This is a genomic window from Clostridioides sp. ZZV14-6154, assembly GCF_020657785.1.
Lineage (GTDB): Bacteria > Bacillota > Clostridia > Peptostreptococcales > Peptostreptococcaceae > Clostridioides.
In genome coordinates this window covers 84670-98167 of the sequence record NZ_JAGWCY010000004.1, presented here as the reverse complement: position 1 = coordinate 98167, position 13498 = coordinate 84670, and the positions used below count along the sequence as shown (strand labels likewise).

At 28.5% G+C, this 13498-nt stretch carries 9 protein-coding genes and 1 pseudogene; 2 read left to right on the top strand and 8 right to left on the bottom strand.

Annotation, left to right across the window (positions count from 1 at the left end):
* Positions 1-67 precede the first annotated feature (67 nt).
* From glyA to serS, 7 genes are all read right to left on the bottom strand, one after another.
* Entirely contained in the window at positions 68-1324 is a 1257-nt protein-coding gene (gene glyA, locus KGF45_RS11060) for a serine hydroxymethyltransferase (RefSeq protein WP_227842562.1), read from the bottom strand.
* 70 nt (positions 1325-1394) lie between these two features.
* Entirely contained in the window at positions 1395-2897 is a 1503-nt protein-coding gene (locus KGF45_RS11055; RefSeq protein ID WP_227827689.1) for an AbgT family transporter, read from the bottom strand.
* 97 nt (positions 2898-2994) lie between these two features.
* Complete coding sequence (locus tag KGF45_RS11050; protein WP_227842561.1) at positions 2995-4179, bottom strand: M20 family metallopeptidase; 1185 nt, start codon at positions 4177-4179, stop codon at positions 2995-2997.
* Between the two features lie 238 nt (positions 4180-4417).
* Positions 4418-5506, bottom strand: a complete 1089-nt coding sequence (locus KGF45_RS11045) for a hypothetical protein (RefSeq protein ID WP_227827617.1) — start codon at positions 5504-5506, stop codon at positions 4418-4420.
* Positions 5507-5782: 276 nt separating this feature from the next.
* Positions 5783-6487 carry a response regulator transcription factor gene (locus KGF45_RS11040; RefSeq protein WP_227827618.1) on the bottom strand — a complete coding sequence of 235 codons (705 nt, stop codon included), beginning with the start codon at positions 6485-6487 and terminating at the stop codon, positions 5783-5785.
* A gap of 113 nt (positions 6488-6600) precedes the next feature.
* Positions 6601-8106 (bottom strand): histidine kinase, encoded by a 1506-nt coding sequence (locus KGF45_RS11035; protein ID WP_227842560.1) that lies wholly within the window; start codon positions 8104-8106, stop codon positions 6601-6603.
* Between the two features lie 198 nt (positions 8107-8304).
* Positions 8305-9576 (bottom strand): serine--tRNA ligase, encoded by a 1272-nt coding sequence (serS, locus tag KGF45_RS11030; protein WP_227842559.1) that lies wholly within the window; start codon positions 9574-9576, stop codon positions 8305-8307.
* A gap of 431 nt (positions 9577-10007) precedes the next feature.
* Between serS and KGF45_RS11025 the strand changes: the two are divergent.
* A pseudogene (locus tag KGF45_RS11025) lies at positions 10008-10172 on the top strand (cupin domain-containing protein); the annotation flags it as partial.
* Positions 10173-10357: 185 nt separating this feature from the next.
* Here KGF45_RS11025 and KGF45_RS11020 read toward each other — a convergent pair.
* Positions 10358-11956: an amidohydrolase gene (locus KGF45_RS11020; protein WP_227842558.1), complete on the bottom strand. Its 1599-nt coding sequence runs from the start codon at positions 11954-11956 to the stop codon at positions 10358-10360.
* A 456-nt stretch (positions 11957-12412) separates the two neighbouring features.
* Here KGF45_RS11020 and KGF45_RS11015 point away from each other — a divergent pair, with 456 nt between their 5' ends.
* Positions 12413-13339 (top strand): carbon-nitrogen hydrolase family protein, encoded by a 927-nt coding sequence (locus KGF45_RS11015; RefSeq protein WP_227827622.1) that lies wholly within the window; start codon positions 12413-12415, stop codon positions 13337-13339.
* The last annotated feature ends 159 nt before the right edge of the window (positions 13340-13498 follow it).

The window sequence follows — 13498 nt, the reverse complement described above, 5'->3', positions numbered from 1 at the left end:
GTGGTTATATATTATTAGGTTTTATGTTATAGGCTTTATAGGTTATGAGCTATATAAATCAATATACTTAATCTTCAAAATATCCTTCTGGATACAATGGGAATTTAGCTATAAGTTCCTGAGCTTCTACTTTACATTCATCTAATACTTCTTTATTATCAATATTTTCTGATACCTTATTCATTATTCCTGCTATTTGTACAACTTCTTTTTCTTTAAGACCTCTTTGAGATATTGATGTAAGACCAATACGAACACCACTAGTTACAAATGGTGATTGTGGGTCATCAGGTATAACATTTTTGTTAACTGTTATTCCTACATATTCAAGAGCCTTTTCAAATTGCTTTCCTGTCAAATTTTTACTTCTTAAATCAACCATTACTATATGATTATCAGTTCCACCACTTACTATACTAAATCCACGAGAAATAAGTTCAGCTGCCAAAGTTTTAGCATTCACTACTACTTGCTCCATTATCTTACGAAACTCATCTGTCCCTAAATACAATAGCGAAAACGTTTTTGCTGCAACTGTGTTAAGATGTATAGATCCTAATGTCCCTGGGAAAACACCTTTATCAAGCTTCTTTGCATGTTCAGCTTTACAAAGTATAATACCACTTCTTGGTCCACAGAAAGTTTTTGTTGTAGATGAAGAAACAAAATCTGCATAAGGTACAGGACTAGGTATTACTTTTGCCGCCACCAAACCTGCAACATGAGCCATATCTACCATAAAATAAGCTCCTACTTCTTTTGCAACATTTGAGATTCTTTCATAATCTATCAACCTTGGATATGAACTTGCTCCTGCAATTATAAGTTTTGGTTTACACTCTTTTGCCTTCGCTTCAAGAGCATCATAATCTATACGACCAGTATTTGAATCAACCCCATAAAATTCATATTTATAAATATCATGTAAGAAGTTTACTGTACTACCATGTGTTAAATGTCCCCCTTGGTCAAGACGCATACTTAAAACAGTATCATTTGGTTTTAATATTGCTGAATATACACAATAATTGGCTGTGGAACCTGAGTAAGGCTGTACATTTACATGTTCTGCTCCAAATATTTCTTTTGCACGTTTTATTGCTAGAGTTTCAAGTTTATCTGCTTCTTCAGAGCCTGCCTGAAAACGAGCCCCTGGATAGCCTTCTTCTGTTTTATTTGTAAATACACATCCACTTAATTCAAGTACTTCTGTTGGTGCTGTACTTTCAGAAGCTATCATCTCAATATTATGCTCTTGTCTAACCAACTCATCAGCTACAATCTTATATAACTCTGGGTCTGAAATTTTTGTTGTTTTTAACATAATAATCCTCCTCTTAATTAAAGTATATTTTTTTTAGTTTAATCTTTATTAATAAATTTATTATAAAGGTCTATAAAATGTAAGATATTCCTCCACCAGGTCCTAATGGTATGCCAATGCCCATGAATAGTAATAATATTATTATTTCTATTAATGTAAATACTACTGAGTATGGAATCATATTCGATATGACAGTACCTATACCTATATCTTTATCATACTTTCTAGCAAAAGCTAATATTACTGGGAAATATGGGAAAAGTGGACTTATTGGATTTGTTGAAGCATCTCCAATACGATAAGCTATTTGAGTTAATGCTGGATTAAAATCTAGTAACATAAACATAGGAACAAATATAGGTGCTAGAATTGCCCATTTTGCAGAAGCACTTCCGACAAATAAATTGATAAATCCAGATAATAATATAAATCCTATTATCAATCCATAACTAGGTATGCCCGATTCTGCTAAAGCTTTTGCCCCTGTTATTGATAAAATTGTTCCTAAGTTACTAAGATTAAATAAATTAATAAACTGAGATGCTATAAATGCTAGGACTATATACCCTCCCATATCACTCATACTACTGCCCATCATAGACACTAATTCTTTGTCATTCTTTATCTTATTACTTACTTTTCCATACACTAATCCTGGAGTTAAAAATATAATAGTAATTATTGGAACTATACCTTTCATTAAAGGTGCATTACTAGATAATATAGAACCAGTTTCTGGATCTTTCATAAATGCATTTTCACCTATGCATAAGGCAACTATCACTACTACTACAACTAACAATGATAATAAAGCGTACTTTATACCCTTATTTTCAAGTTCACTCAATTTCTGTATATCCTTATCATTTGTTGAATCATTATATTTTGAAAAACGAGGAGCTATAAATTTTTCAGTTACAAATGCTCCTGCAAAAGTTAAAACTATCGCTGATATAAAAGCAAAATAAAGGTTCATTGCTGGATTACCTTGGTAAGATGGGTCCATCATTTGAGCTGCTGGTATTGTAAACCCAGCTAACAATACATCTGTAGTACTAAGCATAACATTTGCTGCAAATCCCCCTGCAACACCTGCAAAAGCTGCAAACATACCTACAAGAGGATGTCTTCCAATTCCTAAAAACACAAGTGCTGCAAGTGGTGGTAATATTATAAATCCTACATCTGCTGCTGTATGTGATAACATACCTGCAAATACAATTGCTACAGTTACAAGTTTTTGCGGAACTTTACTTATCCCCTTTTTCATTAACACTTCCATAAATCCAGATTTCTCAGCAACACCTGCTCCAAGCATTGTAACCAATACTAATCCTAATGGAGCAAATGACTGGAAGTTTGTAACTATACTACCTAAATATGATTGAATCTGCTCTTTCTCTAGTAGATTTACTACCTTTACAACTTCTTTTGTAGAAGGATGTATTTCTTCTACTCCTAAACTAGATATAACTGCTGACAATATTAAAACAATTATGCATAGTAATAAAAATATGGTTACTGGGTCTGGAAGTTTATTTCCTGCTCTCTCTACAACATTTAATGCTCTCATCAATAATCCACTATCTTTGTTTTTTTCCTGTGAATTAATTTTCCTCAAACTAATCACCCCCATAAACTTTATCTCCAGAAATGCTCTATCTTAAATTTTATTTTTTTAATTTATCCATATAATTTATAACAGACTGACATAGTACATTTGTGCCTACTAATATAGAATTTTTATCAGCTTTAAATTTAGGATTATGCCACTGATACATACAATCTTGTTCTTTGTTGCCTACTCCTAACCAGTAAAAAAATCCTGGTGCTTTTTCCATAAATATAGAAAAATCTTCTCCTCCTGTAGAAGGTATTGGATCAACTATAGCATCTTCTGAATACAAATCACACACAGACTTACAAGCTATTGTATACATCTCTTTACTGTTTATAACGGCTGGTAGATCAAATAAATAATCTAGCTTTGCAGTTGCTTGATATCCACGAGCTATCTCACAAACTATATTTTCCAAATTTTCAGATATTTTCTTTCGTACTTCATTACTAAAGCTTCTACATGTCCCTGTCATATCTACATTTTCTGAAATTACATTATTTGCAGTTCCTCCATTTATAGTACCTATTGATATAACAGCTGGTTCTAATGGACTTATGTTTCTGCTTACTATGGTTTGAATACCCATTATAATTGCACTTGATGCTACTATAGGATCTATTGTTCTATTTGGTATACCTCCATGACCTCCAAAACCATTTACTTCTATCCTAATAGTATCTACTGCTGCCATTAATCCACCTAACTTAACACCCACTTTTCCACAAGGTATATCTGGGTGATTATGAATACCAAATATAGCATCAACTTTTGGATTTTCCATTACTCCTCGTTCAACTAGCATCTTCGCACCTTTATTGACTTCTTCTGCTGGTTGAAATATAAACTTTACATTTCCATGGAGACTATCTTTAATGTGAGACAATACATATGCACATCCTACAAGGCAAGATGTATGTATATCATGTCCACATGCATGCATTATACCATCATATTTTGATTTGTATTCAATATCAACCTCTTCATATATTGGTAAAGCATCAATATCGCCTCTTAATGCTACTGTAGGACCATCATACTTTCCTTTTAATAATCCTACTACTCCTGTCTCCATTCCCAGGTCTAATATCTCTATACCTAAACTTACTAATAAATTTTTTATAGCTTTTGTAGTCCTAAATTCTTTAAAACTTAATTCGGGGTGCATATGAATATCTGTAAAAAAATCTAAAATATCTTCTTTATACTTTTCTGAGATTAAAATAAGTTCATGCATACTAACACCTCTCCAAAATTTTATTTTTTGATTTTTTGCTAATTTAACTACAAATTATATAAGTTACTAATATTTATAAAGATAGTTTTTATAAATTTAATTTTGTTTATATATATATTTTACTATATTATTTTAATTAAATATATTATCATATTTTGCAATTTATTTAACTATTTTGACTTTTTAAATTTAGATTATATAAAAAGTTTCTTTAACTAGAAAATATTAATAAGTGGCTCTATTCCTGACTTTGTGTTGATTTCTGTCTACATGTAATTGCTTTATATACCATACAAACTAAAATTAAAAGTCCCATATAACCTGTATATGGATATAAAATATTTACTAGTTTACCAAATGGTAAAAATCCACCTATACAAGCTAAAATAGCTATTACTGTTGTTACCAATTTAAATTTAGGATGCTCATCTTCAACAATTCTATTAGTTACAGACCATAAAAGTGGAACAGCTGTTGTATAAATACCTAATATAAGTGCAACTGAGAAACATACACCTATAATAGGAGCTATATTATCCGCTAAATAAAGTGATGGTATTTCTTTCATGTACAAGTTTCCTATATCTGAAATCATAGCCAAATACATAACTATACCAGCAGTCATAAATACAACTCCACCTAATAAACCTCCCCAGAAAGCATCCTTTTTACTTTCAATAGAAGCTCCCATTCCTGTTAAAAAGACAATCATTACAATAATATTTAATGTATTATATATTACACCTGAAATGATTGGACTTTCTGATGCTTTTGTAACTTCAATATTTTTCATAGCTTCTCCAACCATAGATAAACCATCAAAATGCTTAAATAAGCTTATTAATCCAACAGCAATTGTAAATACTGCTATCACTGGTCCAATACGACCAAGTATACTTACTAATTTTTCTAGACCCATAGATACTGTAATCAAGGTAGCAACAGCCATCAACACTCTTCCAAAATAAGGATTTATACCATAATATTCAGTTAAAGTTGAGCCTGCACCTGAAATCATTACTATAAGAATCCCAAATAAAAATATTGGACTAAACCATTCGTAAAATTTTCCTAAAATCTTCCCACAATAAAAAGTGTAAATTCTTGTTGGTTCTTTAAGTTTTAATTCTCTACCTCTAGTTATAACTTCAGCACCAAGAAATGAAAATAACACCATTGATATTAACGCCCCAATCAGCCCCATATACCCTTGTGAGGCAAAAAATTGGAGTATTTCTTGACCAGTAGCAAATCCAGAACCAATTGCTGTTGCTAAATAAGCACCCGCAATACAGATAATATTTTTCACATTGACTTTGTCTGACATATTAAATTACCTCCATTATAAAGTTACCTTCTTTAACAAATATAAATTCAAAGTAAATTAAATGAAAATTCTGTCTTTTCAGAATAGTATTTGACTTACTTTTTTTATTTTTATATCTTTTTATTTTTATTTATATATATTTTTTTATATAAATAGGTACAGCTTTTATAAGGTTTAATATTATTAAATATATTTAAAGCGCTTTAATTTTTATTATAATTAAAGTATACTTACTCAGACATATTCAAACAATTATCTATATTGACTTTTTATTTATCAATTTCGATTTTTAGTATTCAATTTATAAACTTTTGGAGTTACTCCTTTTTCTATCTTAAAGTTTTTATAGAAGTTATTCAGACTATTATATCCAACTATTTCTGCAATCTCATTTATACTTTTTGTAGTATTTTCAAGTAAATCAATAGATTTTTCTATTCTTATATGATTTAGATATGATATAAAAGTCGTATTCAAATTACTTTTAAAAATCCTAGATATATTAGATGGATTGGTTAAAAATAATTTAGCACAATCATTTAACTTTAAGTCATCACTATAATTTAGATTTATATATTCCAGTATTTCATTTAATAAATCATTATTAGTATATTGATATCCGATAATCTTTTCTACAGACTTAGTAAATTCTTTCATATCTAATGGTTTAAGGAGTATATCTTTCACATTTAATCTCAAAGCTTTTTGAGCATATTCAAAATAGTCAAAAGCAGTTATTACTACAAAATTTATTTTTTTAGATAGGTAAGATGTTTTTTCTATTACTTCTAACCCATTGTATATTGGCATTTGAATATCTATAAAAACTATGTCTGGCTCTAAATCAATTATTTTCTCTACTGCTTCATCGCCGGATGTTGCTTTATCAACAATTTTTATTGGCATATCTTTCATTTCTATAAAGTGTGTTATTATTTTTAGAACAGCTTCTTCATCATCTATTATTAGTGCTCTTCTCATGAGAATTCCTCCCTTTTAGCTTAATAATATAAAAAAGCAAGATATATAAAACAACATAAAAACATCTAATATATTTCTTAATATTTATAAAACTTATTAATTTTATATAAGTTCTATACATACTCCTTATAATTTTCAATAGGAATTTTAATCATTATGTAAGTCCCCTCATTATCACTTGACTTTATATCCATATCAAAATTATTTCCATAAGCAGATGTAAATTTTGTATATATTAGAGACAAACCATGACCATTATTACTACGAATACCTGCCTTTATTTTGTCTATACTATTTTCTTCTAATATAGTTCCATTATTATGAATTTCTATAATAGCATACTGGGAATCTACTCTAGCAATTATTTCTATTCTCTTTTTTGAATCAATATCTCTAAACCCATGTGTAAATGCATTCTCTACAATAGGTTGCATAAAGTTAAAAGGTACAGAAAGGTTATATAGCTTCCTTGGAATAAGGTACTTTACTTTAAGTTCATCTCCATAACGCAATTTCTGTAAATTCAAATAATTTTTAATATATAATATTTCAGATTCTAATTCTACAAATCGTAAATCAGACCTCATTGTATATCTAAACATTTTTGATAAATCTATTATTGCACTATACAAATCATAACTACCATCATCAAGTGCTATGCTTGCCATTGAATTTAGAGTATTAAATAAAAAATGATGATTTATTCTTAAGTTAGTAACCATATCTTGAGCTACCTTTAAATTCATTTCAAGTTGTTCTCCATAGTGATATGTTCTTGCAATAGTTTTCTCTTTTTCCTGTAAATCCTTTCTTATATCATTAAATGAACAAAAATTTATTATGTTTTTAGATATTTGTTTCAAAAGACGTTTTATACTTCTAGCAGCACCTTCTGGTATATCATATAAATTACTATGTGTTGTATCTAAATTTAAATCAGATAATAATACATATCCTCCTCTTATAACACCTATACTATTATTTTTGTATAATATAGGTATATTATATATAGTTATCCCATACTTACATACAAATTGGTTGCTACTTTTTTGATTCATACAATCACAATTTTGAGGAAATTTCATAGGATTACATTTTTCAAAACAAAATAGTGGAAAATAAGGATTTTTTAAAACTATATTCCATGAATCATCATATATAATCAATGGAATTCTAAATGGGTCTATAAATTGACCACGAATTGATTCTACAGCCGCATACAAATTTAAAGTACTTTCGCTATAATTTATTAAAGTCTTCTTCAAATAATTATTAGGATTAATATCTATAACTTCACTCTCTCCTACATCATCTACATTATTGGAAACAATAAGCTCTTTTATTGGTCTATCTCCTGTATTTATAGACTCATGTGTGCTACCAGATTCTATATAAAAAATCATACCTTGGGAAAATGGCTTCCAAACTCCATTTATAATATACAATCCCTCTCCTTCTAAAATATATATCATCTGTTCTTGCCCATAATGAACATGATTAAAATGTTTTTTACCTGGCATGGTAACTGCAATGTATATATTCATAGCTTGTTTTGGGTTATTCTCATCATAAGTATGTTTCCATTCAATATATCCCCACTCAGTATTTTGAATTTTCATAAAAAAACCCTTTCTGTTTATAGATTATTTATATTCATTTATCTTTAAATAAATTAGTAAATAAAAATGTGCACATACTCTTTCATATGATAGCTATACTATATCAATATTCATTAGTTTGTACACATTATTATATTAATTATTATTTTTTAAATTATTTATAGCTTACTTTATTATTTAAAGTATATATTTCAATTATTATTTAATAACAGAAACACCCATATATGGTCTTAAAACTTCTGGAACTATTACAGAACCATCCGCTTGTTGGTAATTTTCCAATATAGCCGCTACACTTCTTCCAATAGCCAATCCAGAACCATTTAATGTATGTGCATATTCGGCTTTAGAATTTTTATCTCTTTTAAATTTTATTCCAGCTCTTCTAGCTTGAAAATCTTCACAGTTTGAACAAGATGAAATTTCAACATATCTGTTGTAGCTTGGCATCCAAACTTCTACATCATATTTAAAAGAAGCTGTAAAACCTAAGTCACCTGTACATATTTTTACTACTCTATATGGTAAGTTTAATAATTGTAGCATAGTCTCAGCATTATTAGTTAATTTTTCTAATTCATTGTAAGATTCTTCTGGTGCTACTATTTTTACCATTTCTACTTTATTAAATTGATGTTGTCTTACCAAACCTCTTGTATCCCTTCCAGCAGAACCAGCTTCTGACCTAAAACAAGGAGTATATGCCGTATAATTTATTGGTAATTGCTCAAATTTAAGTATTTCATTAGCATGTATATTAGTTAAGGGAACTTCTGATGTTGGAATTAAAAAGTAATCTAATCCTTCTATCTTGAACATATCCTCTTCAAACTTAGGTAGTTGCCCTGTACCCAAAAAACTATTTCTATTTGCCATAAATGGTGGAATAATTTCTGTGTATCCATTTACTGTTGTATTTGTATCTAGATAAAAATTTAATAATGCCCTTTCTAATCTAGCTCCTAATCCCTTATAAAGAGTGAATCTTGAACCAGTTATTTTCCCAGCTGTTTCAAAATCAAGTATACCTAACTCAGTTCCTATTTCCCAATGAGCTTTAGATTCAAAATCAAAGCTAGTCGTCTTACCCCAAGTTCTCACTTCAACATTATCTTCATCAGTTTCCCCTTGTGGTACTTCTGGATGTGGTACATTTGGAATTCTCATTAACAAATATTCCATCTTGTCCTCTACATCTTTAAGATTTTGGTCTATAACTTTAATCTTGTCAGATAACTCTTTTAGTTTAGCTTTTTCATCTTCTACATCTTTACCTTCTTTTATAAGATTTGGTATATTTTTAGATGCAATATTTAACTCATTTTTCATAACCTCAACTTCTTGAAGAATTTTTCTTCTTTCATCATCTAACTTAACTACTTCATCAAGATTAAAGGCTTTTTCACCCCTTCTTTCCATTGCTTTCCTTATACAATCTAAGTTTTCTCTTATTCTTTTTATATCAAGCATTTTTTCCTCCTCAATACTTTAAGATTGGATGTTATCTCTTAATCTCAGTTAACTTTGATAATAGTATATTTGCTTAAGGTTAAGAAATCTTTTTCTGTCTTATCCGAACCTATTATTTTTATTTAGTTATATTTTACTCACTTTTTTACATATTGTCAAATTATATTTAATTAAATTAATATTATTTAACTTTTTATCATTAACCTTACTTTTACTTTCATTATAATTATACTAATTTTAGCAATCAATTATCTATTTTGACTTTTTCTTTATCAATCTTATATAGTTATCAATTTTTATATAAATTTTTTTACCTTATGATATAATTCTTTATATACTCTTTGTCAGATTTTAGAATAGGAGGATTTTAATTAGTAATTCAAGTATAGGCAGAAAATTGACTTTATGTAGAAAAAAATGGGCATTCTGGAGACGAAGTTGCTTATATACTTAAAGGAAGTGTTGAGCTTAGTTTGGAAGATGATATATTTGAATTAAATGAAGGTGATAGTGTAAAAATACCTTTTGGTATGAGACATAAGTGGGGAAATCCAAATGAAGTTGAAAGTAAGGTAATCTACATAGTAGTGTCCTAAAAATATAAATTTTCAAGGTAGAATTAATAAAATTATGGCAATGACCCTTTAGACCTAATAAGCTAACCATTCAGTCATATATAATATTATTAATTCTACCTATTTTATTAGATTAGATTTTATTTTTACATAATATTTTTTTACGCAATATTTTTACACAATCTCTAAAATAATATAATTCATATCTATTTTAATGAATATAATACTTCCCCTTCTACTATTGTTTGTAAAACTTTAATATCTTTTATTTTAAGAGGGTCAACTGTAAGTGGATTTTCATCTAGTATTATTAAATTAGCTAGTTTACCTTCTTTGATTGAACCCTTTTTATCTTCTTCAAAATATTGATATGCCGCATTTATAGTAACACCCTTTAAAGCTTCCAATGGGCTTATCTTTTCATTTTCACCTATCAATACTCCTTTTTTTGTAATTCTATTAACCGCACACCATATTGTTTCAAGCATATTAGGTGCTATTACAGGTGTATCTTGATGTAAAGTATAAATCAAACCTTTTTCTATAGTTGTTTTAAGAGGACTAATCTTGAATGCTCTACCTTCTCCAAGATTTTTAATATGAATATCTCCCCAGTAGTATGTGTGAGCTACAAAATATGATGGTATCATGTTTATTTTTTTCATTTCATCAACTTGGTCTTCTCTTACAGTTTGAGCATGTATCATCACAGGTCTCATATCATCTTTGATATTTTTTTCCTTTATAACTTTTTCAAATGAATTTATTAGTTGGTCTGCTGCTGCATCTCCATTACAATGAGTTAAAAGTTGCATTTTTTCTTCTACTGAAATTTTTATAAGTTTCTCTACTTCCTCATCTTTATATATAGGATACCCACGATAACCATCTTCTGAATTTTCATATGGTTTCGTTAACCATGCTGTCTTTCCTTGAGGAGAACCATCCAAAAATATCTTATATCCTCCTATTTTAAATCTATTTACATATTTCTTTACAAAATTTTTATTATCATCTTTCACAGATTTACTATTTTTTAAATCTATATATCCTACAATATCCATTTTTAGTCTATTTTGATTTGACATTAATTTTAAAAGATTAAATTGATTATCTGCCATTAATCCTTCTTGCGCTGTTGTAATACCATAACTTAAGTAAATATCTTGTACTTTTTCAATTAGATTACAAATTTCATCTAATGATGGTTGTTTTATTTTAGAGGATACTTTAAAAAATGCATTTTCCTCCAAATATCCATTTGGCTCTTTACTCCCTTTGACTCTGCCTATATGTCCTCCTTCTGGGTCTTGTGTTTCATGAGTAACACCTAATTTTTTTAATCCTAAAGTATTTGCAACTCCCATATGACCAGAAGCGTGTGAAATTAGTATTGGGTTTTCTAAAGACGCACTATCTAATAAATCTTTATCTGGATGCATATTTTCTTCTAAAAAATTGTTATCATAGGAAAACCCAATTATCCATTCACCCTTTTTTATATCCTTTGAATCTTTAAAATCTTGTATTTTCTTTACTATATCTTTAAAGCTAGTTGCATCTTCTAAAGGAACTAATCTTAGTGTAGTAGCAAAAGCTGTCAAATGACTGTGTGAATCTATAAAGGAAGGCATCAATGTTTTTCCCTGTAAATCTATGACTTCTGTTTCATCATTTTTTAAAACTAAAATTTCTTCTTTTGTTCCTATTTTTTTTATTATTTTATCTTTTATAAGAATAGCATCTCCACATATTGAATCTTCCATTGTAATGATATTTCCATTATAATAAATTTTTTCTTTCATAAAATTCTCCTTAAACTGATGTATAAACTCTATAAATTTATATAAATACTTTATATTTTTTACAGTTTTATTTCCTTTTTCATCCTGCTCTATTTTGATAAATTTATTTTATTGTTTTCTAATTAATTATTCGTATTTCATTAAGCTTATTTTTTCATATATTAATATATGAAAATCTCATTTTTAATTATTGTTCACCAAGAAATAAATACTATTCATTATAAATATGATAATTTAATAGTCATTATAATTAATATAAAGAATTATTATATGCTTATAGAAGAAGATACTTAGCATGAATTATTTTTTTGTATAATTGTAATTTGCTAAATCATGATGTATCATTTTAAATATACAGTTGCATCATTATTTACAAGATAAGATACTTTTTTCTCAAATAAAACTTGATGTAATCTGTTGAAATCAACAAATTCAAATATTTTTTAGGAGGTTTTTATGAACAAAGAAAATAAAAATGTAAGAATTGCCGTTGTTCAGGCATCACCAATTATAATGGACTTAGATAAAACTGTTGAAAAAGCATTAGAATTAATTAAAGAAGCTGGTAGAAAAGGGGCAAATATAGTAGTTTTCCCAGAAGCATTTATACCTGCATATCCAAGAGGACTTTCATTTGGATTTGTTGTTGGAAGTAGAACAATGAAAGGTAGAGAAGATTGGAAAAGATACTATGATAATTCTGTACCAGTACCTAGTGCTACAACAGATTTATTAGGAAAAGCGGCCCAAGAAGCAGGGGTATATCTATCAATGGGAATAACAGAAAGAGATGGAAACGATATAAATTGCACTCTTTATTGCACAAACTTATTTTTCTCACCAGAAGGTAAACTTATTGGTAAACATAGAAAGCTTAAACCTACAGGAACAGAAAGATGCATTTGGGGTGAAGGTGATGGAAGCACTCTTACAGTTGTTGATACTCCATATGGAAAAATGGGTTCATTAATTTGTTGGGAAAACTATATGCCATTAGCTAGAACAGCTCTTTATGCTAAAGGTGTAAAACTTTATATAGCTCCTACTGCTGATTCAAGAGAAGAGTGGCAATCAACTATGAAACATATTGCTTTAGAAGGAAGATGCTTCGTTATTGGATGCAATCAATATGTTGAAAAAAATATGTACCCAACTGACCTTAACTATTATAGAGAACTTGATGCAGAACCAGAGATTATGTGTCCAGGTGGAAGTTGTATAGTTGACCCTTTTGGAAAATATGTAGCAGGTCCTGTTTTCAATAAAGAAGAAGTATTAATAGCTGATTTAGATTTAGAACAAATAGTTCTTAGTAGACTAGATTTTGATTCAGAAGGTCACTATTCAAGACCTGATGTATTTGAATTAATTGTTCACGAATAGTCTTTTTATCCAAAAGCTTTACATAAGTTTTTTACATAAAAATTAAAATGAGATACTCTTAAATAAAATAAATTTAAGACATCTCATTTTTTATTTTATGATTTGATATTATAGTTTTACATTAAAACTTATTTAACTATATATTAAAAATCAATTATA